General features: G+C 70.9%; 21 protein-coding genes. 12 read left to right on the plus strand and 9 right to left on the minus strand.

Going from position 1 to position 20,817, the window contains the following annotated elements; translation table 11 throughout:
• Positions 1-28 precede the first annotated feature (28 nt).
• The 8 genes from ACWCXB_RS27695 to ACWCXB_RS27730 all read left to right on the plus strand — a co-directional run bounded on the left by ACWCXB_RS27695 (position 29) and on the right by ACWCXB_RS27730 (position 8,935).
• The gene (locus tag ACWCXB_RS27695) at positions 29-1,252 is read left to right on the plus strand and encodes an amidohydrolase (RefSeq protein ID WP_450726508.1); all 1,224 of its coding nucleotides are present in this window, start codon (positions 29-31) and stop codon (positions 1,250-1,252) included.
• Positions 1,253-1,466: 214 nt separating this feature from the next.
• Entirely contained in the window at positions 1,467-2,513 is a 1,047-nt protein-coding gene (locus tag ACWCXB_RS27700) for a BMP family lipoprotein (RefSeq protein WP_450726482.1), read from the plus strand.
• 212 nt (positions 2,514-2,725) lie between these two features.
• Complete coding sequence (locus tag ACWCXB_RS27705; RefSeq protein ID WP_450726509.1) at positions 2,726-4,309, plus strand: ABC transporter ATP-binding protein; 1,584 nt, start codon at positions 2,726-2,728, stop codon at positions 4,307-4,309.
• Positions 4,306-5,415 (plus strand): ABC transporter permease, encoded by a 1,110-nt coding sequence (locus ACWCXB_RS27710; RefSeq protein ID WP_450726483.1) that lies wholly within the window; start codon positions 4,306-4,308, stop codon positions 5,413-5,415. Before ACWCXB_RS27705 ends, ACWCXB_RS27710 begins: the two co-directional genes overlap by 4 nt.
• Positions 5,412-6,674, plus strand: a complete 1,263-nt coding sequence (locus ACWCXB_RS27715; RefSeq protein ID WP_450726484.1) for an ABC transporter permease — start codon at positions 5,412-5,414, stop codon at positions 6,672-6,674. The genes ACWCXB_RS27710 and ACWCXB_RS27715 overlap by 4 nt, the downstream gene beginning before the upstream one ends.
• A complete protein-coding gene (locus ACWCXB_RS27720; RefSeq protein ID WP_450726485.1) occupies positions 6,671-7,102 on the plus strand; it encodes a cytidine deaminase in 432 nt (143 codons plus the stop codon). The genes ACWCXB_RS27715 and ACWCXB_RS27720 overlap by 4 nt, the downstream gene beginning before the upstream one ends.
• Before the next feature lie 120 nt (positions 7,103-7,222).
• Positions 7,223-8,500 (plus strand): thymidine phosphorylase, encoded by a 1,278-nt coding sequence (locus tag ACWCXB_RS27725; RefSeq protein WP_450726486.1) that lies wholly within the window; start codon positions 7,223-7,225, stop codon positions 8,498-8,500.
• A 51-nt stretch (positions 8,501-8,551) separates the two neighbouring features.
• On the plus strand, positions 8,552-8,935 hold the full coding sequence (locus ACWCXB_RS27730) for an STAS domain-containing protein (RefSeq protein WP_450726487.1): 384 nt from the start codon (positions 8,552-8,554) through the stop codon (positions 8,933-8,935).
• Here the strand turns inward: ACWCXB_RS27730 and ACWCXB_RS27735 are convergent.
• The 3 genes from ACWCXB_RS27735 to ACWCXB_RS27745 form a co-directional block, all read right to left on the minus strand.
• On the minus strand, positions 8,919-9,905 hold the full coding sequence (locus ACWCXB_RS27735) for a sigma-70 family RNA polymerase sigma factor (protein WP_450726488.1): 987 nt from the start codon (positions 9,903-9,905) through the stop codon (positions 8,919-8,921). The two genes, ACWCXB_RS27730 and ACWCXB_RS27735, sit on opposite strands and share 17 nt — an antisense overlap.
• A gap of 66 nt (positions 9,906-9,971) precedes the next feature.
• Positions 9,972-10,619: a L,D-transpeptidase family protein gene (locus ACWCXB_RS27740; protein ID WP_450726510.1), complete on the minus strand. Its 648-nt coding sequence runs from the start codon at positions 10,617-10,619 to the stop codon at positions 9,972-9,974.
• A 169-nt stretch (positions 10,620-10,788) separates the two neighbouring features.
• Positions 10,789-12,084 carry an MFS transporter gene (locus ACWCXB_RS27745; protein WP_450726489.1) on the minus strand — a complete coding sequence of 432 codons (1,296 nt, stop codon included), beginning with the start codon at positions 12,082-12,084 and terminating at the stop codon, positions 10,789-10,791.
• A 62-nt stretch (positions 12,085-12,146) separates the two neighbouring features.
• Between ACWCXB_RS27745 and ACWCXB_RS27750 the strand changes: the two genes are divergently transcribed.
• Positions 12,147-13,100 carry a LysR family transcriptional regulator gene (locus ACWCXB_RS27750; protein ID WP_450726490.1) on the plus strand — a complete coding sequence of 318 codons (954 nt, stop codon included), beginning with the start codon at positions 12,147-12,149 and terminating at the stop codon, positions 13,098-13,100.
• 227 nt (positions 13,101-13,327) lie between these two features.
• On the opposite strand, the gene ACWCXB_RS27755 is transcribed toward ACWCXB_RS27750, so the two are convergent.
• Positions 13,328-14,107: an alpha/beta hydrolase gene (locus ACWCXB_RS27755; RefSeq protein ID WP_450726511.1), complete on the minus strand. Its 780-nt coding sequence runs from the start codon at positions 14,105-14,107 to the stop codon at positions 13,328-13,330.
• Positions 14,108-14,303: 196 nt separating this feature from the next.
• Here ACWCXB_RS27755 and ACWCXB_RS27760 point away from each other — a divergent pair, with 196 nt between their 5' ends.
• Together ACWCXB_RS27760 and ACWCXB_RS27765 are read left to right on the plus strand one after the other, a co-directional pair.
• Positions 14,304-15,491 (plus strand): adenosine deaminase, encoded by a 1,188-nt coding sequence (locus ACWCXB_RS27760; protein WP_450726491.1) that lies wholly within the window; start codon positions 14,304-14,306, stop codon positions 15,489-15,491.
• 131 nt (positions 15,492-15,622) lie between these two features.
• Positions 15,623-15,907: a hypothetical protein gene (locus ACWCXB_RS27765; protein ID WP_450726512.1), complete on the plus strand. Its 285-nt coding sequence runs from the start codon at positions 15,623-15,625 to the stop codon at positions 15,905-15,907.
• A 67-nt stretch (positions 15,908-15,974) separates the two neighbouring features.
• Here ACWCXB_RS27765 and ACWCXB_RS27770 read toward each other — a convergent pair whose 3' ends face one another.
• From ACWCXB_RS27770 to afsQ1, 5 genes are all read right to left on the minus strand, one after another.
• Entirely contained in the window at positions 15,975-16,175 is a 201-nt protein-coding gene (locus ACWCXB_RS27770; RefSeq protein ID WP_450726492.1) for a PspC domain-containing protein, read from the minus strand.
• A gap of 90 nt (positions 16,176-16,265) precedes the next feature.
• Positions 16,266-16,832 (minus strand): VanZ family protein, encoded by a 567-nt coding sequence (locus ACWCXB_RS27775; RefSeq protein WP_450726493.1) that lies wholly within the window; start codon positions 16,830-16,832, stop codon positions 16,266-16,268.
• A gap of 53 nt (positions 16,833-16,885) precedes the next feature.
• Positions 16,886-17,530, minus strand: coding sequence for a hypothetical protein (locus ACWCXB_RS27780; RefSeq protein ID WP_450726494.1), 645 nt, complete (start codon positions 17,528-17,530; stop codon positions 16,886-16,888).
• Positions 17,527-19,071 carry an ATP-binding protein gene (locus ACWCXB_RS27785; protein ID WP_450726495.1) on the minus strand — a complete coding sequence of 515 codons (1,545 nt, stop codon included), beginning with the start codon at positions 19,069-19,071 and terminating at the stop codon, positions 17,527-17,529. Before ACWCXB_RS27785 ends, ACWCXB_RS27780 begins: the two co-directional genes overlap by 4 nt.
• On the minus strand, positions 19,068-19,745 hold the full coding sequence (gene afsQ1 / locus ACWCXB_RS27790; protein WP_266486879.1) for a two-component system response regulator AfsQ1: 678 nt from the start codon (positions 19,743-19,745) through the stop codon (positions 19,068-19,070). The genes ACWCXB_RS27785 and afsQ1 overlap by 4 nt, the downstream gene beginning before the upstream one ends.
• Positions 19,746-19,925: 180 nt before the next feature.
• Between afsQ1 and ACWCXB_RS27795 the strand changes: the two genes are divergently transcribed.
• Positions 19,926-20,669 carry a SigE family RNA polymerase sigma factor gene (locus ACWCXB_RS27795; protein ID WP_450726496.1) on the plus strand — a complete coding sequence of 248 codons (744 nt, stop codon included), beginning with the start codon at positions 19,926-19,928 and terminating at the stop codon, positions 20,667-20,669.
• Positions 20,670-20,817 lie beyond the last annotated feature (148 nt).

Consider the following 20,817-nt stretch of genomic DNA (forward strand, 5'->3'; position numbering starts at 1 on the left):
GCCTACTCTTCAACGGGTGAACCAGTTGATGTCCCGCGAGCCCGACGCCGACCTCAGCGGCGCAGCCGAACTGCCCGGCACGCTGTCCGATTCCCTGCGCACGGAACTGATCACCTTCCGCCGGGACCTGCACATGCACCCCGAGCTCGGCAATCAGGAGTTCCGTACCACCGCCGCGCTCAAGGCCCGGCTGGAGGCCGCGGGGCTGCACCCCCAGGTGCTCGCCACCGGCACCGGGCTCATCTGCGACATCGGCACCTGGGACGGGGCGCGTCCCATGCTCGCGATCCGCGCCGACATCGACGCCCTCCCCATCCCGGACACGAAGACGGGCGTGCCGTACCGCTCGACCGTGCCCGACCGCGCCCATGCCTGCGGCCACGACGTCCACACCACCACCGTGCTCGGCGCCGGGCTGGTGCTCGCCGAGCTCGACCGGCAGGGTCTGCTGCCGAACGCCGTGCGGCTGATCTTCCAGCCCGCCGAGGAGGTGCTGCCCGGCGGCGCCGCCGACGCGATCGAGTCCGGCGTCCTGACCGGAGTGGGCCGGATCATCGCGGTGCACTGCGACCCCCGGGTCGACGCGGGCCGGATCGGGCTGCGCGCCGGCGCCATCACCTCGGCCTGCGACCGGCTCGAGGTCACCCTCGACGGGCCCGGCGGCCACACCGCCCGCCCCCACCTCACCACCGATCTGGTCACCGCGGCCGCCAAGATCGTCACCGAGGTCCCGGCCGTGCTCTCCCGCCGCGTCGACGCCCGCGCCGGGCTCGCCGTCACCTGGGGCCGTATCGAGTCCGGCCACGCCTGCAACGTCATCCCGCAGCACGCCGAGCTCTCCGGCACCGTCCGCTGCCTGGACCTGCACGCCTGGCGCGAGGCGCCCGACCTGGTGCACGCCGCGATCGACGAGGTCGCCACCCTCCACCGCGCCAAGTCGCAGATCAACTACGTCCGCGGGGTCCCGCCCGTCGTCAACGACCCCGCCATGACCGAGCTCCTGCACGACGCCCACGCCGCCCGCCGCGGAACGGACGCGATCGAGGACACCGAGCAGAGCCTCGGCGGCGAGGACTTCTCCTGGTACCTGGAGCACGTCCCGGGCGCGATGGCACGGCTCGGGGTGCGGCCTCCGGGGTCGGGTGCGAGGCTCGATCTGCACCGCGGCGACTTCGATGTGGACGAGGAGGCGATCCGGGTGGGGGTGGAGCTGTTCACTGCGGCGGCCCTGCTCGACGCTCACCGCTCGTAGGTGCATCGTGGTCACCGTTCGTAGTGCTCGAAGGGCGTTCGTGGGGCCCGATCGCCACCGTTCGTAATCGGACAGTTCACCGTTCGTTCGCCCTACGCGTCGATCCGATAACGGCTGTCGAACTCGTCTTTACCTGACATCTACGCGCGTTACGATCGCCGCGAACCCAGCGCCGGAAGTGGCGCTTTCGGTCAGGTTTAGAAGGAGCCTCCCAGTGCGCCGGATCACCAGGATCGCCACCGTGGGCATCGCGTCCGCGGCTCTCGCACTGTCCGCCACCGCGTGTGGCGGCAAGACGTCGTCCGAGGCTGGCTCGGACAGCGGCACCAAGGCCGCCCTCGCCTACGACATCGGTGGCCGCGGCGACCAGTCGTTCAACGACGCCGCCTACGCCGGCCTGGCGAAGGCCGAGAAGGAGCTCGGTGTCAAGGGCACCGAGGCCGAGCCCAGCGAGGGCGAGGGCGACCCGGACAAGGTCCAGCGCCTCACCTCTCTGGCCCGCGCCGGCAACAACCCGGTGATCGGTGTCGGCTTCGCCTACGCCCCGGCCATCGCCGAGGTCGCGCCGAAGTTCCCGAAGACCACCTTCGGGCTCATCGACGACACCTCGAAGACCGGCAAGAACATCGCCAACCTGGTCTTCAACGAGGAGCAGGGCTCCTACCTGGCCGGCGTCGCCGCCGCCAAGGTGACCAAGTCCAACACCGTCGGCTTCATCGGCGGCGTCGAGACCCCGCTGATCAAGAAGTTCGAGGCGGGCTTCGTCCAGGGCGTCAAGGACACCAACAAGAACGTCAACGTCAAGGTCCAGTACCTGACGCAGCCGCCGGACTTCGGTGGCTTCTCCAAGCCCGACCTGGGCAAGGCCGCCGCGCAGGGCCAGATCGACGCGGGCGCCGACGTGATCTACGCCGCCGCCGGCCTCGCCGGCTCGGGCTCCATCGAGGCCGCCGCCAAGGCGAAGAAGTGGGCCATCGGCGTCGACTCCGACCAGTACAACCAGTCGGGTCTCGCCCAGTACAAGGAGTCCATCCTCACCTCGGTGACCAAGGACGTCACGGGCGCGGTCTACAACCTGATCAAGTCGGTCAAGGACGGCAAGCCGCAGTCCGGTGAGATCCGCTACGGCCTCGACAAGAACGGCGTGGGCCTGGCCACCTCCAACCCGGCCTTCACCAAGATGACCGATGTCATCGCCGCGGTCGACAAGGCCAAGGCCGAGATCATCGCCGGCAAGATCACGGTCAAGACCGCTCCGTAACCGAGCGGCCGGACCAGCGGTCCGCGGGTCCGGAGAGAGCGGCGAGAGCCGCCCCTCCGGACCCCGGACCGGGTTCTGGCCATCGGTTTTTGCTATTCGGCATCGCTACGCGCGTAGAACCCTGCCTGGCGCGATAACTTCGCCCCACCCCCCTGCCGCCGCGACAGCCCCCTGCCCTGCCCTCGCTCCTTTCCCGCCAAGGAGAGTGCGTCATCAACGCGTCCAGTCCGTCATCGCCGCCGGCTGCTGCCGTAGAACTGCGCGGCATCACCAAGCGCTTCCCCGGCGTCGTCGCCAACCACGACATCGACATCACCATCCGCAAGGGCACCGTGCACGCCCTCGTCGGTGAGAACGGTGCCGGTAAGTCGACCCTGATGAAGATCCTCTACGGCATGCAGAAGCCGGACGAGGGCACCATCACCATCGACGGCGCACAGGTCAGCTTCCACAGCCCGGCCGACGCCATCGCCACCGGCATCGGCATGGTCCACCAGCACTTCATGCTGGCCGACAACCTCACGGTGCTGGAGAACGTCGTTCTCGGCGGCGAGAAGCTGTACGGCATCGGCGCGAGGGCCCGGAAGAAGATCAAAGAGATCTCGGACGCGTACGGGCTGAACATCCGCCCCGACGTCCTGGTCGAGCAGCTCGGCGTCGCCGACCGCCAGCGCGTGGAGATCCTCAAGGTCCTCTACCGCGGCGCCCGGACCCTCATCCTCGACGAGCCGACCGCCGTGCTCGTCCCGCAGGAGGTCGACGCGCTCTTCGACAACCTGCGCGAGCTCAAGGCCGAGGGCCTCACCGTCATCTTCATCTCCCACAAGCTGGGCGAGGTCCTGACGGTCGCCGACGACATCACGGTCATCCGCCGCGGTACGACGGTGGGCACCGCCGACCCGCGCACCACCACGCCGAAGCAGCTCGCCGAGCTGATGGTCGGCAGCGAGCTGCCCTCGCCGGAGACCCGCGAGTCGACCGTCACCGAGGTGCCGATGCTCGACGTGGGCAACCTGCGGCTGACCGCGACCGACCCCGACGGCGTCATTCGCGAGGTCCTCGCGGGCATCAGCTTCACCATCCACAAGGGTGAGGTCATGGGCATCGCCGGCGTCGAGGGCAACGGCCAGACGGAGCTCATCGAGGCCCTGATGGGCATTCGCGACCCCGACGGCGGTGTGATCACCCTCGACGGCACCGACATCTCGCACGCGCCCACGCGCAAGCGCCGCGAGGACGGCATCGGCTACATCCCCGAGGACCGCCACCGGCACGGTCTGCTCCTGGAGTCCCCGCTCTGGGAGAACCGCATCCTCGGCCATGTCACCGAGCGCCCCAACAGCAAGCGCGGCCTCCTCGACCTCAAGGCCGCCCGCAAGGACACCGAACGGATCGTCCGCGAGTACGACGTCCGCACCCCCGGCATCGAGGTCACCGCGGCCTCCCTCTCCGGCGGCAACCAGCAGAAGCTGATCGTCGGCCGCGAGATGAGCCACGCGCCCAAGCTGCTCATCGCCGCCCACCCCACCCGCGGCGTGGACGTCGGCGCGCAGGCGCAGATCTGGGACCAGATCCGCGAGGCACGGCGCGAAGGCCTGGCGGTGCTGCTGATCTCCGCCGACCTGGACGAGCTCATCGGGCTCTCCGACACCCTGCGGGTGATGTACCGCGGCCGGCTGGTCGCGGACGCCGACCCCGCCGCGATCACCCCGGAGGAGCTGGGCTCGGCCATGACCGGCGCCGCCACCGGCCACCTTGAGCACGACGAGCACCCTGAGAACGGTGAGGGCCGATGAAGAAATTCGACAAGGACCGGCTGATCCTGGGCCTGGCCGGCCCGGCGCTCGCCCTGGTCGTGGCCTTCCTGCTCACGTCGGTCGTGCTGCTCGCTTCGGACCGCAATCCGATCGAGCCGTACCAGCTGATGTTCGACAGCGCCGAGTTCACCGACGTACAGGTGCTGATCATCAATCAGACCGGTACGTACTACCTCGCCGCGCTCGCCGTTGCCATCGGCTTCCGGATGAACCTGTTCAACATCGGTGTGGACGGCCAGTACCGCCTCGCGGTGATGCTCGCCGCCGTCGTCGGTGCCACCGTCGAGCTGCCGGGACCGCTCCACATCCTGCTGATCGTGGTTGTCGCCATGCTGGTCGGCGCCATGTGGGCCGGTATCGCGGGCATCCTGAAGACCACCCGCGGGGTCAGCGAGGTCGTCTCCACGATCATGCTGAACGCCATCGCCACCAGCCTGATCGCCTGGATGATCCTGCCCGCCAACCTCGGTGTGCAGCTGCCGGGCTCCAACGACCTGACCACGGGTGAGATCGCGGAGTCGGGCTGGGTCCCGGGCGTGGAGCTCGAGGGCGGCTCGATCTACGGCTTCACCTTCGTCGCCTTCGCGCTGGGCATCGTGTACTGGTTCGTGCTGAACCGCACCCGCTTCGGCTTCGACCTGCGCGCCACCGGCGCCAGCGAGTCCGCCGCCCAGGCGAGCGGTGTCGACTCCAAGAAGATGGTCCTCACCGCCATGCTGATCTCCGGCGCGGTCGCGGGTCTGACCGGTCTGCCGCTGCTGCTGGGTCAGACCCACACGTACAGCCTGAGCTTCCCGGCCGGTGTCGGCTTCACGGGCATCACCATCGCCCTGCTCGGCCGCAACAACCCGATCGGGATCTTCTTCGCCGCGCTGCTCATCTCCTTCCTGGAGAAGACCTCGGCCGACCTGGACCAGTTCGGCTACGAGAAGGAGATCGCCACGATCATGCAGGGCCTGATCGTGATCTCGGTCGTCGTGTCCTACGAACTCGTCCGCCAGTACGGGCTCCGTCGCCAGCAGCAGAAGGTCGGCGAGGAGCTCGCCGCCCAGGCTCGCAAGAACCGTAAGGAGGTGGCCGCGTGACGACCACCACGGCCGTCCCGGCCGGCGCGGCGCCCATCAAGCGCGCCCGTCGCACCCTGTCCGTGCCCATGATCCTGCTCATCATTGCGGGCGGTCTGGCGCTGTTCTCGCTGGTGCGTGTCATCAGCGGGGCGAACGATCTCACCTCCGTCGGCCAGGTCTCCGGCGCGCTCCAGCTGGCCGTGCCGATCGGTCTCGCCGGTCTCGGCGGTCTGTGGGCCGAGCGCGCGGGCGTCGTCAACATCGGCCTCGAAGGCATGATGATCATGGGCACCTGGTTCGGTGCCTGGGCGGGCTACCAGTGGGGCCCGTGGACCGGCGTCCTGCTGGGCATCGTCGGCGGCGCGCTCGGTGGCCTGCTGCACGCGATCATGACGGTGACGTTCAACGTCAACCACATCGTCTCCGGTGTGGCGATCAACATCCTCGCCGTCGGCGCCACCCGCTACCTGTCGAACTTCACCTTCGCCGAGGCCCCGGGCGGCTCCTCCAAGCAGTCCCCGCGCATCGAGCGGATCGCCGACATCACCATCCCCGGTCTGTCGGACGGACTGGCCGACATCCAGGGCAAGCACTGGTTCTTCGTCTCCGACCTCGCGGGCGTGCTCGGCGGTCTGGTCACCAACCTGTCGGTGCTCACCGTCGTCGCGCTGCTGCTCGTCCCCGCCACCTGGTGGATCCTGTGGCGCACCGGCTTCGGCCTGCGGCTGCGGTCCTGCGGTGAGAACCCCGTCGCCGCCGAGTCCCTCGGCGTCAACGTCTACAAGTACAAGTACATCGCCGTGATCGTCTCCGGCGGTCTCGCCGGACTCGCGGGCGCCTTCCTCGTCATCGTCTCCACCGGCATCTACCAGGAGGGCCAGACCGGCGGCCGCGGCTACATCGGCCTCGCCGCGATGATCTTCGGCAACTGGATGCCGGGCGGCCTCGCGCTCGGCGCCGGGCTCTTCGGCTTCACCGACAGCCTCAAGCTGCGCGGCGGCGCCGAGAACGTCCACGCCATGCTCCTGCTGCTGGCGATCCTGCTGGTGCTCGCCTTCGCCTGGCAGCTGTACAAGAAGAAGCACTGGCAGGCCGGAATCTCCCTGGGCGTCTCCGCCCTGCTGTTCGCCTGGTACTCGCTGACCGACGCGCTGCCCAGCCAGTTCGTGGACGCCGCGCCGTACGTCACGACGCTGCTGGTGCTCGCCCTGTCGGCACAGCGGCTGCGGATGCCCAAGGCCGACGGCCTGCCGTACAAGAAGGGCCAGGGCAAGTGACGTCCGAGCCGGCCGCCGGCGCCGCCGATTCCGCCGTCTGGGAGACCCTGCGCGAGGCGGCGCGGGACGCGATGTCCCGTGCGTACGCCCCGTACTCGGGCTACCCCGTCGGCGCGGCGGCCCGCGTCGACGACGGCCGCACGGTCAGCGGCTGCAACGTCGAGAACGCCTCGTACGGGCTGTCCCTGTGCGCCGAGTGCGGTCTCGTCTCGCAGCTGCAGGCCACGGGCGGCGGCCGGCTCACGCACTTCATCTGCGTCGACGGCAAGGGCGACGTCCTGATGCCGTGCGGGCGATGCCGTCAGCTGCTCTACGAGTTCGGCGGGCCCGGCCTGCTGCTGGAGACCGCGGTGGGCATCCTGCGGCTCTCCGACATGCTTCCCCAGGCCTTCGGCCCGGAGAAGCTCGGCCCCGGGACACTGGGCTAGGGGGAGACACCCCCAGGACAGGGCCCAGGACACCGCGCACAGACCGGCCCCTCCGCTCCCGGCGGAGGGGCCGCGCCACTTTCGTACCACCTGGTTCGTACCGGAAGGACCCCGAAGCACATGGACGCCATCTCCGTCATCCGCACCAAGCGGGACCGAGGCGAACTCACTCCCGAGCAGATCGACTGGGTCATCGACGCCTACACCCGCGGCGAGGTCGCCGACGAGCAGATGTCCGCGCTGGCGATGGCGATCCTGCTCAACGGCATGAACCGCGCCGAGATCGCCCGCTGGACCGCCGCGATGATCGCGTCCGGCGAGCGCATGGACTTCTCGTCGCTGTCCCGCCCGACCGCCGACAAGCACTCCACCGGCGGCGTCGGCGACAAGATCACCCTGCCGCTGGCGCCCCTCGTGGCCGCGTGCGGCGCGGCCGTGCCGCAGCTGAGCGGCCGCGGTCTCGGCCACACCGGCGGCACCCTCGACAAGCTGGAGTCCATCCCCGGCTGGCGGGCGCTGCTGTCCAACGAGGAGATGCTGCACGTCCTCGACACGACCGGCGCGGTCATCTGCGCGGCGGGTGACGGTCTGGCCCCGGCCGACAAGAAGCTGTACGCGCTGCGCGACGTGACCGGCACCGTCGAGGCCATCCCGCTGATCGCCTCCTCGATCATGTCGAAGAAGATCGCCGAGGGCACGGGCTCGCTGGTCCTGGACGTCAAGGTCGGCTCCGGCGCCTTCATGAAGAACATCGAGGACGCGCGGGAACTCGCCTCCACGATGGTCGGCCTGGGCACCGACCACGGAGTGAAGACCGTCGCTCTGCTCACCGACATGTCGACCCCGCTCGGCCTCACCGCGGGCAACGCCCTCGAGGTCCGCGAGTCGGTGGAGGTGCTGGCGGGCGGCGGCCCTGCCGATGTCGTCGAGCTGACCCTCGCGCTGGCCCGCGAGATGCTCGACGCGGCCGGCATCAAGGACGCGGACCCGGCGAAGGCCCTCGCCGACGGTTCCGCCATGGACGTCTGGCGCCGCATGATCGCGGCCCAGGGCGGCGACCCCGACGCGGCGCTCCCGGTCGCGCGCGAGCAGCACGTCGTGACGGCCCCGTCCTCGGGTGTCCTCACCCGCCTCGACGCGTACGGCGTCGGCGTCGCCGCCTGGCGCCTCGGCGCGGGCCGCGCCCGCAAGGAGGACCCGGTCCAGGCGGGAGCGGGCATCGAACTCCACGCCAAGCCGGGCGACACCGTCACCGCGGGCGCCCCGCTGCTGACGCTCCACACGGACACCCCGGAGAAGTTCGACTACGCCCTGCAGTCCCTGGAGGGCGCGTACGACATCGCCCCGGCGGGCACGGCGTACGAGGCGAGCCCGGTCGTGCTGGAGCGCATCGCCTGAGGCGGGTGCGACGGGCCGATGAGTTCCGGGCACGGCGCCGGTCTTCTCCACGTGGACAGCACGCGGAAGCCGATCGTTCTCGAGCTCATCGGCCGGGTCTCCCCGGCCGATGTGCCGCTGCTGTGCGCGCATCTGCAGGCACAGGTCGTCACCGCCACCGAGGCGGCCGGTGACGTGATCTGCGAGGCCGGCGCCCTCACCGTCGCCGACCTCACGGCCGTCGACGCCATCGCCCGGCTGCGGCTCACGGCGCGTCGGCTCGGCCGCGGGCTGCGGCTGAGGAACGCCGGTCCCGAGCTCCTCGCACTGCTCGACTTCGTCGGGCTCGGCGACGACGACCAGGACCCCGACCCGGACTCGGGCCCCGACTCCGATCCCGACTCCGACCCGGGCCAGAACCCGGACCGCCCGCCGGTGCTCAGTCCTCGCGGCTGAGCCGGTCGGGCAGGCCGAACAGCGGGAACCAGCGCTTGGTGTCCAGGAAGAAATCCATCCCGCCGATCCTGCCGCCCGAGATCTCCAGGACGATCAGCGCCCACGGCTCGTACCCTTCGCCGTCCTGGCTCGGGTGGTAGTGCGCGAACGCCGGCGAGCCGTTCGCCACGGTCGGGACCAGCTTCGAGCCGCGGCACACCTCGCCGACACCGAGCATCCAGCCCACGATGTCGTCATGACCGCGCAGCCACAGGTCGTACGGCGGCATGGACATCGTCGCGTCCTCGTGGAGCAGCGCGGTCAGCGCCTTCATGTCGTACCCCTCGAAGGCCGCGACATAGCGCTCCAGAAGCCGCTGCTGCTCCTCGTCGAGCGGGTCCGCGGGGTCGGACTCCCGGGGCTCGGACTCGGCCAGGGTGGCGCGGGCGCGCTGCAGCGCGCTGTTGACCGAGGCGACCGACGTGCCCAGCAGCTCGGCGACCTCGGCGGCCTTCCAGGCCAGCACCTCACGCAGGATGAGCACGGCGCGCTGCTTGGGCGGCAGATGCTGCAGTGCCGCGACGAACGCCAGCCGGATCGTCTCCCGCTCGACCGTCCTGTCGGCCGGATCGGCCACCGACGGCAGCACGCGCCCGTCCGGCACCGGCTCCAGCCAGGTGATCTCCGGACGGGCGTTGAGCTGGGCCTGCGCCACCGGTGTCGCGGCGGTCAGGTCCATCGGGCGGGCCCTGCGATTGCCCGCGTTCAGCATGTCCAGGCACACGTTCGTCGCGATGCGGTACAGCCACGAGCGCAGGGACGATCTCCCCTCGAACTTCTCGAAGCTCTTCCAGGCACGGACCATCGTGTCCTGGACGGCGTCCTCCGCTTCGAAGGCGGAACCCAGCATGCGGTAGCAGTAGCCGGTCAGCTCCGTCCGGTACTTCTCCAGCCGGGAGTCGAGATCCCGCGTCGTTGCCAGATCACTCATCGGGTCCACCCCTGTCGCCCTTGGCACCAGCCCTTCGGACGCTACAGGAGGGGACCGACAATGACGTCAGGTTCCGGGCTTGCGCCCGTAGACGTAGACGTCCTCCCCGTTCCTCAGCAGGTTCCAGTACGCCTTGGCGTCCGCCGGGCGCATGTTGACGCAGCCGCCCGAGCCGGGCGGGTTGTACATCGACTTGGTGACCGAGTGGAACGCGATCCCGCCGTCGAAGAACTGCGAGTACGGCATCCACACGCGGTAGATCGTCGACCAGTGGTTGAGGCTGCGGTAGTAGATCCTCTTCGAGCCGGTCCTGGTCTCCGCCCCGTCCCGACCGGTCCGCACCGGCACCGGCCCGTACTTCAGCTTCGACCCGTCCTGGATCCAGCTCAGCTGTCGGGTCAGGTCCACACAGGCGATCCGCCCCTTGTTGGTCGGACACCTGCCGGCCTTGTTGGGCGTGGTGCCCGCCGCCCGCTGCGCCAGCATCGTGCTCATCGTGCGCCAGGTGATCGGTCCGGCGTAGCCCATCGTCGGCGTGATGCCGTGCTTGGCCTGGAACGCCTTGATCGCCAGGCAGTCGCTCGACGACTGCCTTCCGTCGACACGAAGGCCGAGGAACTGCTCGACCTGCTTCTGGTACGGGCCGGTGCTCAAATTGCACGAGGCGGCCTGCGCCGGGGCGGCGCCGAGCGCCAGCGTCAGCGGCACCACCATCCCCGTGATGCCGAGGGCGACACCGCCCCGTCTCCGTATGCTGCTTCTGCTCCTTGCACGTTCCACGGTCACCAACTCCCCTGAGCGCACAGAGCGGTTGCTCTACCGTTGGACGCTCGCAGGGGTGCCGGAGTTGCAGGGAAGTCGCCGTGGATTTCCGGAGATTTCCTCAGCGGTGGGCGGCCGCCGTCCTCAGGACGGGCCGACGCTCCTTCAGACGGGCCGCGTACGACCCGAACAGCGTGATCGACACGACGCCGAGGACCGCGAGCAGCCCCAGCAGGACCGTGCCCGCCCAGCCGCCGGAGTGGAAGGCGATCGCGCCGAGCGTGCCGCCCGCGCTGCTGCCCAGGTAGTACGCCGACTGGTAGAGCGCCGACGCCTGGGCGCGGCCGGTCTTCGCGGTGCGGCTCACCTCGGAGGAGGCGACCGCGTGGCCCGCGAAGAAGCCCGCGGTGATGAGGACCAGGCCGAGCAGGACCGCGGTCAGGGAGTCCGAGAGGGAGAGCAGCAGGCCCGCCGCCGTCGTACCGACCGCGAGATACAGCGCGCCGCGCCGGCCCATGCGGCCGACCAGCTTGCCGGCCGCGGCGGAGGAAACCGTACCGACCAGATAGACGAGGAAGACCGAACCGACCACGCCCTGGGGGAGGTTGAAGGGGGCGTCGACGAGGCGGTACCCGATCACCGTGTAGACCGCGCCGAACACGGTCATGAAGAGCGCGCCGATTCCGTACAGCCGCATCAGCAGCGGGTCCGAGAGGTGGCCGCGGACGGTCTTCGCCAGCGCGCTCGGGTTCAGCGAACCGGGTACGAAGTGATGCGCCTTCGGAAGCAGGAGGCGGAAGGCGACCGTGCAGACCACGGCCATCAGGCCGACCGCGGCGAGCGCCGCACGCCAGCCCCACAGCTGGGCGACCCAGCCGGTGACGATCCGGCCGCTCATGCCGCCGATGCTGTTGCCCGCGACGAACAGGCCGATCGCGGCGATCAGCGCCTTGGGCCGCACCTCCTCCGCCAGATACGCCATCGCCGATGCCGGGATCCCGGCCAGCGCCGCACCCTGCACCGCGCGCAGCGCGACCAGCCACTCCAGGCTGGGCGCGAGCGGCACCAGCAGTCCGACCACGGTCGCGACCACCAGCGACACCGTCATCAGCCGCACCCGCCCGAAGCGCTCGGAGAGCGCGCTCAGCGGCAGGACGCACAGGGCCAGGGCGCCGGTGGCCGCGGAGACCGTCCAGCTGGCCGCGCTCGCTGTGACACCGAAGCCGGCGGAGACGGCGGGCAGCAGCGCCTGCGTGGAGTAGAGGAGGGCGAAGGTGGCGACGCCCGCGGCGAAGAGCGCGAAGCTCATGCGGCGGTAGCCGGGCAGGCCGGGGGCGAGGCGCGAGTCGGTGGTCTCGGGGGACGGCGAGGTGAGGGCACCCACGGTGGTGGGCGCCCCGGTACTGGCGGAAGGCATACCTCGAAGGTAGGTGCGTCTTTTTGATGCGTCCAATGCATGGAACGGCTTTAATCGTTCCCATGGCGCATGACTACAGCTCACAGGCTCGCGTGTCACTGAACAGTTACGAAGAAGACATGCGACTGCTGCTCGCTCCGCGCCTCGCGTATTTCGCGGGCGTGGCCCGGCACGAGCATGTGACCAGGGCGGCGCAGGAGCTGGCCGTGCCGCAGTCGACGCTCTCGCGGGCGATGGTCCGGCTCGAACAGGACCTGGGGGTCGCGCTGTTCACGCGCAAGGGACGGACCGTGTCGCTGACGGCGGCCGGTCGCACCTTCCTCACGTCCGTGGAGCGGGCCCTCGCGGAGGTCGAACGGGCCGCGGAGTCCGTACGGGCCGACGCGGACCCCTCCGGCGGCAAGGTCGCCTTCGGCTTTCTGCACACCATGGGCTCGGAAACGGTGCCCGAGCTCATCCGCGCCTTCCGCGTCGACCACCCCCGGGTGCGCTTCACGCTCGTCCAGAACTACGGCGAGGCGATGATCGAGCGCCTGCGCGCCGGCGAACTCGACCTGTGTCTCACCTCGCCGATCCCGGACGCCCCGGACCTGGTCGCCCGCCGCCTCGACGAGCAGCGCCTGCGGCTCGTCGTCCCCGACGACCACCGCCTCGCCACGCGCAAGCGCATCCGCCTGGCGGAGGCCGCGGACGAGACCTTCGTGACCCTGGAACCCGGCTACGGTCTGCGCCGCATCACCGACGCGCTGTGCGCGGAGGCGGGCTTCACCCCGCGCGTGGCCTTCGAGGGCGAGGAGGCCGAGACCCTGCGCGGCCTCGTGGCCGCGGGTCTCGGAGTGGCCCTGCTCCCACCGCCCGCGGTGCCGCGCCCGGGCGTCGTCGAACTGACGGTGACCGCCCCGCGCGCGGTGCGCGAGATCGGTGTCGCCTGGCTGGACGGGCATCCGGACACGGCACCGGTGGCGGCCTTCAAGAAGTTCCTGCTGTCGCGGCGCGGGAATCTGCTGCCGGACTGACGAGGGCGGACTCCTGGCATTTTGAGCCCGTCCGGCGATTGGGGACGGACACATCGGCCCAGGGGGACGGCACCGGTGCGCCTCGCACTCAGCCCGAAGGGCGCGCACGGGTCTCGGGGCGGAGCCCCGGCGGGGTCCGGGGGCAGAGTCCCCGGAAACGGGTCTGGGGCGGAGCCCCGGTCCGGGAAGGGGCGAGGTGGGGAAGAGGCCCCGCGCAGCGGCCGCCCTCAGCGCCGCAGCGACCGGCCGAAGCCCGCCGCGAGCGGCATCCTCAGTCCCAGCGGCGGCGGAGCCGCCAGCGCGTCCGCGACCGGGCGGGCGTACCCGCGTGAGAAGAGGGCGCCGAGGACGAAGTCGACGGCCAGGGCCAGGACTTCCTCCTGGTACTGGCGCAGGGCATGACCGTCCGAGTGCACCTCGAAACGGCAGATGTCCCGGTTGGACTTCTTCGCGCGCTCGGCAAGCCGGTACGACAGCTCCGGATCCGTACGCGCGTCGTTCGTGCCATGGACTATGAGGACCTGGCGGCCCGCGAGCTGTTTCACCGGTTCGGGGTGTGCCGCGACGTCGTCCTCCGGCAGCCAAGGGGCGAGCGCGAGCACGGAGTTGACGGCCCCGTGCCCGGCGGCGTGCAGCGCGGCACGGCCGCCCATGCCATGTCCGGCGAGGCACACGGGGACGTCCCCGTACCGCCGTACCGCCTCGTCCGCCGCCCACGCCGCGTCCGCGGCGAGCCGGGCGTCGGGGCCGTTCCAGCCGCGCCCGCGGTAGCGCACGACGTGGGCGACAAGGCCCTCCGCGCGCCCGGCCCGCGCAAGCGAGCGCGCCAGCGGCAGCGCGGCCGCGTGCGACACGGCCGAAGGCCCGCGGGCCGACTCCGGTTCGCCGTCCGGGAGCAGCAGCACCACCCCGCTCACGGCCCCGTCCACGGGCGCCGGACCGGCCACCGCCCCCCGGACCGGCCGCCCCAGCCTCGGCCGTACCACTGAGCTGCCTCCTCGCGTCACGGTCGCTTCGAGACGGGCCTGCGCCGCTCCGGCCTCCCCGGCCGGACGCCCCCACCGCCGGGGCACTGCGTGGTGTGCCATGGCAGAACAGTCTCAGAAGTGCAGGTGTACGCCACCCGTCCGCACGGTCACTGTTACGTATCGACGGGTGGTTCTTGCAGCTGCTCTCTACGCGCGTAGGGATTAGAGTGCGTAGATGACGAGGCAGACCACCCATGTGTCATCCCGGGGAACCGTCCCCGGACCGGAGAGGCCCACCGCGGACCAGATCCGCCGCGCCCCGAAGGTGCTCCTCCACGACCACCTCGACGGCGGGCTGCGCCCCGGCACGATCATCGATCTCGCCCGCGACGCGGGCTACGAGTCCCTCCCCGAGACCGAGCCCGACAAGCTCGGCATCTGGTTCCACGAGGCCGCCGACTCGGGCTCGTTGGAGCGGTACCTGGAAACCTTCGCCCATACCTGCGCCGTCATGCAGACCCGTGAGGCGCTCAAGCGCGTCGCCGTCGAGTGCGCCGAGGACCTCGCCGAGGACGGTGTCGTCTATGCCGAGGTGCGGTACGCCCCCGAGCAGCACCTGGAAGCCGGCCTGACCCTCGAGGAGGTCGTCGAGGCCGTCAACGAGGGCTTCCGCGAAGGCGAGCGCCGCGCCCGCGCGAGCGGACACCGTATCCGCGTCGGTGCCATGCTCACCGCCATGCGGCACGCCGCCCGCGCCCTGGAGATCGCCGAACTCGCCAACCGTTACCGGGACTCGGGTGTCATCGGCTTCGACATCGCGGGCGCCGAGGCGGGCTACCCGCCCACCCGTCATCTCGACGCCTTCGAGTACCTCAAGCGCGAGAACAACCACTTCACCATCCACGCGGGCGAGGCCTTCGGACTGCCGTCGATCTGGCAGGCCCTCCAGTGGTGCGGCGCCGACCGCCTCGGCCACGGCGTCCGCATCATCGACGACATCGAGGTCGCCGCCGACGGCACGGTGAAGCTCGGCCGTCTCGCCGCGTACGTACGCGACAAGCGCATCCCGCTGGAGATGTGCCCGACGTCCAATCTGCAGACCGGTGCGGCCGCCTCGTACGAAGAGCACCCCATCGGACTGCTGCGGCGGCTCCACTTCCGGGCGACCGTCAACACGGACAACCGGCTGATGAGCAACACCAGCATGAGCCGTGAATTCGAGCTGCTGTCCGAAGCGTTCGGCTACACGCTCGACGACATGCAGTGGTTCACCGTCAATGCGATGAAGTCCTCGTTCATTCCTTTCGATGAACGCCTCGCGATGATCAATGACGTGATCAAGCCCGGCTACGCGGAGCTGAAGTCCGAATGGCTGTTCAGTCAGACCGTCACCACCAGCGAGTCTTCCCCCGGCGAGAGCTGAGCGCGGGCACAGGCAGAGGGCCGGGAGCGTCAACTCCCGGCCCTTTTCACCGACGCGGCCGTTTGCGGGGCGGAGTTCGCGCTGGCTAGCTTGCAAAGCCGCTCATATTCCCCCTCCCCAAGGAAAAGTCGCTGATGAAGCACGCTGCCAAGACCCTCGGTGTCGCCGCGCTCGGTGCCGCCTTCGCCGCTGCCACCGCCGGTACGGCCTCCGCCGCCCCGCAGCTCCCCGAGGTCGGCACCCCGCTGAACGCCGTCTCCCTCCTCCAGGACCCGGCGATCGCCTCCACCGTCCAGCAGGCCGTCGAAGGGGTCGGCCCGAACGCGCTCCCTGCGGGTGCCGCCGGGCAGGCCACCGGCCTCCTCGGCCCCGCGGGGGCGGCCGCCGGCCTCCTCGGCGGTCTGCCGCTGCGCTGACCCGCGGACGACAACTGGGGCGCACACCCGGACCGGGTGTGCGCCCCTGCGTGCTGTCACGGCGCCGTCACCAGGCGGTCGACGCGCTCTTCTCGGACGGCAGCAGCAGCCACAGCGCCAGGTAGAGCAGGAACTGCGGGCCGGGCAGCAGACACGAGACCACGAAGATCACGCGCATCGTGGTCGCGGAGGTGCCGAAGCGCCGTGCCAGCGCTGCGCACACTCCGCCGATCATGCGTCCGTCACGGGGGCGGGCAAGTGCGGCCATGGTGGGCTCCTCGAGTCCTCGACTGGGAGCCACTCCACTGGGCTCCCGATGACTCCATGCTCCCGCCACGAACAGGGGCGAAGCGTCGCTCTACGGGGCGATCCCGACCCTGGGAATCGTCGGGGTCGGCCCCTGAGAGGCGTCATCCCGGAGCAGGGGCCCCCGCTCCTTCGTGGGGCGCGCGGACTGCCCGCGGCTCCTGCGCCGCAGCCGGGCGCGGCCCGCCGGGACGACCGCCAGATGGGCCAGGGCGACGCCGGCCGTGTTCAGGAGCAACGAGTCCACGTCGACGACCTGCCCCGGCACCCCGGTCTGCAGCAGTTCGATGCCCAGCGACAGCAGCGCGCCCGCGGCGACCGTACGGGCCAGCGAGGCCAAGGGGGAGACGGCGAGCCGCCCGCCCGCCATGGGCAGCAGCACCCCGAGCGGGGCGAGCAGCAGCAGCCCCTCGCCTATCCGGCGGGCCGCCTGCACCGGGCCCAGGGCGAGGTCCGCCTTGATGCCCGCGAGCGGCTCGAGATTCGCCGCCGTCACCCACATCACGTCGAGGGGGCGAAGCGTCAGCCAACCCACGAGTGCCAGATGCGCGAGGAGGAGGACGACCCCCGCCACGCGGAAGCGGATGGCGGCACTGCCGCCCGAACCTTGACGCTGCACGCCCCCCAAGACGACACGACCGGCGGGATCGGTTCCGCCGAGTGATGTGTACATCAGGAAGCGGGCAGCGGGCCCACCGTCGGGAGCACCGTCTCGGGGCGCGCCTTGGCCGCGTCCGTGCAGCGGTAGCCGCGCGGCGCGTACTCCCCGGGCCCGCCCAGGACGACCGTCCCGGCGTCCGCCGCGGCCGCGCTGTCCGCGAACGTGCACACGATCTGCGCGAGCGCGACGGGCGGCAGGTCCTCCGGCTGCCGGCTCAGCCGCAGCGTGCCCTCGGGGTCGTCCTCCCGCGCCGGGGCCACGGTCAGCGGGCCCCGTACGTCGGTGGCGAACCCGGCCTCGCGCTCGGCCGACGACGGTTCGGCCTGCAACTGGTCGAGGAGCGTCCTGGCGATGAGGAGCCGGTCGCCGACCGCCTTCTCGGGGACCGTTGCCGTACGGTCCACGGCCTCCAGCGACGATGCGCACACCAGATACACCCGCACCGGCACCACCCCCGGCTCAGCGGGCGTGGCCGTCTCCTTCCCGGCCAGCGAGCACGGCACCCGCGAGGGGGCGGGCCCCGCGTCGACGGGGACGGACGTCGTCCGGATCCCGCAGCCTCCGACTGCCGCGGCGGCCAGGACGGCCCCGGCGAACGCGACGGCGCCGCGCCGCAACCGGGCCGGAGCGACCGACCGCACACCACGGATGCTCACTGTGCGTCACCTGCCTCTTCCCCGCCGTTCGCGTCCGCGGGCGTGATGCCCGATGCGTCGCGCGGGAGGCGGAGCACGAAGACCGCACCGCCGTCGCCGTCCGTCGTGTTCGCCGCGCTGATGCTGCCGCCGTGGATCAGGGCGTTCTCCATCGCGATCGACAGGCCCAGACCGCTGCCCTCCGAGCGCGGACGCGAGGCGCTCGCCTTGTAGAAGCGGTCGAAGACATGGGGCAGTACGTCCTCGGGGATACCGGGCCCGTGGTCCCGCACCTCGATGACCAGCTCGTCGTCCTCCGTGCGCACCGACACCCGCACCGGAGAGCCGCCGTGCTTCAGCGCATTGCCGATCAGGTTGGCCAGGATGACGTCGAGACGGCGCGGGTCGAGGCGGGCCACGATGCCGCGCTCCGCGTCCAGCTCGACCGCGTCCAGCCAGGCGCGTGCGTCGATGCAGGCGGTGACCTGGTCGGCGACGTCGACGTCGTCGAGGACGAGCCGGGCCGTGCCCGCGTCGAAGCGGGTGACCTCCATCAGGTTCTCCACCAGGTCGTTGAGGCGCCGCGTCTCGCTCACGACCAGCGCCACCGCCGGCGCGATCATCGGGTCGAGGCTCTCCTGCTCGTCCTCCAGGACCTCCGTCACGGCGGTCAGCGCGGTCAGCGGCGTACGCAGCTCGTGCGACATGTCGGCGACGAAGCGGCGGCTCGACTCCTCCCGCGCGCTCATGTCCGCGACCTTCTTCTCTAGCGACTCCGCCGCGCGGTTGAACGTCCGTGACAGCTCCGCCAGTTCGTCCGTGCCGGAGACGTTCAGCCGGGTGTCGAGCTTGCCCTCGCCGAGCTGCCGCGCCGCCTCGCCGAGGCGCCGCACCGGCCGGAGCACGGTCGTCGCCGCGGCCTGCGCGATCAGCGCGGAGCCGACCAGCGCCAGCGCCGTGGCGATGCCCAGCGACCAGGCCAGCGAGTTCAGATCGGCCCGTTCCTGGTCCAGCGACTTGAACATGTAGCCCGTCGGCCCGCCGCCGGTGATCCTCGTACCGCCCACCAGATAGGGCGTGCTGCCACGCTGCGTCCGCAGCCAGAACAGGTGGTACGGGTACGCGTTGCCGGCCGTGACCGGCTGCTGCTCGTTGACCGCGTCCCGTAGCGCCTTCGGCACGTCGTCGAGCGTGAACACGTCGGGGTTCGATGCCCCGACGATCGGCTTGCCCGCCTCGCGCTCGCCGAGCAGCACCACGCTGTACCCGGCATTGCCGCTCGCCATCTGCTCGGCGGTCGTCTGCAACTCGCTCTGCGTCGGCCGCGCGGGCAGCGACGCGGCCCGGTTCTGCATCTCCTGCCGGAAGTCACCCAGTGCCGCGTCCTGCGTACGCGTCAGTACGGCTTCGCGGTTGAGCCAGTAGGCGATCCCCGAGGCGGACACCGCGGCCGTCAGGGCGACCAGGCCGAACACGACGACGAGCCGCAGCCGCAGGCTGGTCCACCCGAATCCCGCGAGTGTCGACCTCTTCGCGGAACCATTCTTCTCGGCTTGCGTCACTGAGGGACGTCCAGTCGGTAGCCCACGCCCCGGACCGTACGGATCAGGGTCGGCGAGGACGGCACGTCCTCCACCTTCGCCCGCAGCCGCTGCACACACGCGTCCACCAGGCGCGAGTCGCCCAGGTAGTCGTGCTCCCACACCAGCCGGAGCAGCTGCTGACGCGACAGCGCCTGGCCCGGCCGACGGCTCAGCTCGAGGAGGAGCCGCAGCTCGGTCGGCGTGAGCTGCAGATCCTCGCCGTTCTTGGTGACCGTCATGGCGGAACGATCGATCACCAGCGACCCGAAGCTCGCCGAGTCCGTGGACTCGCGCTCACCGCGCCGCAGCACGGCCCGGATACGGGCGTCCAGGACGCGGCCCTGCACCGGCTTGACCACATAGTCGTCGGCCCCGGACTCCAGCCCGACCACGACGTCGATGTCGTCGCTGCGGGCGGTCAGCAGGATGATCGGCAGTTGGTCCGTGCGCCTGATCCGCCGGCACACCTCGAAACCGTCGATGCCGGGCAGCATCACATCCAGCACGATCAGATCCGGCCGCTGCTCACGCAGCAGTTTCAGGCCGTCCTCGCCCGTCGCCGCGGTGGCCACACGGTGGCCCTGGCGTGACAGCGAGAGTTCGAGGGCCGTGCGGATGGCGTCGTCGTCCTCGATCAGCAACAGGAAAGGCACGGCGTCATTCTGACCCATGGGGGAGCCGGAGTTCGACAGTTGGGGGGCCTCCCTCCGACACGGTGCCCTGTGACAGCCCTGTGACAGTCGGCGGACACCGGTGTGAAGGTGCCCGGGCAGTCTTTTTCGCACAGGCCGGAAGGCGGCCGGACGCAGACTCCAACCGACGGGGGGCGCGAGATGAACTCACTGCACAGCACCACCTCAAGCGCAGTTGTCACGCGTCTGCACGAGGTCGTGCGGAGCACCGAGAAGTCCGGCGCCGTGAACGGGCGGGGGTGCGTTCGCGGCGCCGGGCGTCAGCACAAGCCGTCGACGTACATGACGGTCGTTGACGCCGCGAACGAGGGGGGCCACGGGGGAACCGCGTACGGGGAGGTCAAGGGGGAGCGGAACAACCTGACGGAGGCGGAGTTCACCGCCTACGTGCAGGAGCGCCGCGCCTCCCTGTACGCGACCGCGTATCACCTGACCGGCGACCGGTTCGAGGCGGAGGACCTGCTGCAGAGCGCGCTCTTCTCGACGTACCGGGCGTGGGACCGCATCAGCGACAAGGCGGCGGTCGGCGGCTATCTGCGCCGGACCATGACCAACCTGCACATCAGCGCGTGGCGCCGCCGCAAGCTGAACGAGTACCCGACCGAGGAGCTCCCGGAGACGGTGGGCGAGACGGACGCGATGCGCGGCACGGAGCTGCGGGCGGTGCTGTGGCAGGCGCTGGCGCGGCTGCCCGAGCTGCAGCGCACGATGCTGGTGCTGCGCTACTACGAGGGCCGCACGGATCCTGAGATCGCGGACATCCTCGACATCAGTGTCGGCACGGTGAAGTCGAGCATCTGGCGGTCGCTCCGCCGGCTGCGCGAGGACGAGGTCCTCAGCTTCGGCCGTGACGAGGAAGACGCCTTCGGCGAGCTGGTGGCCTGAGGGCGACAGGTACGGGGGACACGGGGGACACGGGGGAGCCCGGGGCCGGGGAGGTGCGCTATGGACGGGCCGGCCCCCCGGGCGGGGTGGGGCCCCCGCCCCCCCGCCCCCGCCCCCCCCCGAGGCCCACCCCCGGGGCCGCACCGCC

The sequence above is a fragment of the Streptomyces sp. NPDC001514 genome (assembly GCF_053597075.1).

Excerpts from the sequence above, each read along its gene's own strand:
- ACWCXB_RS27695 (WP_450726508.1), top strand. The coding sequence starts at position 29 with ATGTCCCGCGAGCCCGACGCCGACCTCAGCGGCGCAGCCGAACTGCCC.
- ACWCXB_RS27710 (WP_450726483.1), top strand. The coding sequence starts at position 4,306 with ATGAAGAAATTCGACAAGGACCGGCTGATCCTGGGCCTGGCCGGCCCG.
- ACWCXB_RS27725 (WP_450726486.1), top strand. The coding sequence starts at position 7,223 with ATGGACGCCATCTCCGTCATCCGCACCAAGCGGGACCGAGGCGAACTC.
- ACWCXB_RS27735 (WP_450726488.1), bottom strand. The coding sequence starts at position 9,905 with ATGAGTGATCTGGCAACGACGCGGGATCTCGACTCCCGGCTGGAGAAG.
- ACWCXB_RS27740 (WP_450726510.1), bottom strand. The coding sequence starts at position 10,619 with ATGGTGGTGCCGCTGACGCTGGCGCTCGGCGCCGCCCCGGCGCAGGCC.
- ACWCXB_RS27745 (WP_450726489.1), bottom strand. The coding sequence starts at position 12,084 with ATGCCTTCCGCCAGTACCGGGGCGCCCACCACCGTGGGTGCCCTCACC.
- ACWCXB_RS27750 (WP_450726490.1), top strand. The coding sequence starts at position 12,147 with ATGGCGCATGACTACAGCTCACAGGCTCGCGTGTCACTGAACAGTTAC.
- ACWCXB_RS27760 (WP_450726491.1), top strand. The coding sequence starts at position 14,304 with ATGACGAGGCAGACCACCCATGTGTCATCCCGGGGAACCGTCCCCGGA.
- ACWCXB_RS27770 (WP_450726492.1), bottom strand. The coding sequence starts at position 16,175 with ATGGCCGCACTTGCCCGCCCCCGTGACGGACGCATGATCGGCGGAGTG.
- ACWCXB_RS27795 (WP_450726496.1), top strand. The coding sequence starts at position 19,926 with ATGAACTCACTGCACAGCACCACCTCAAGCGCAGTTGTCACGCGTCTG.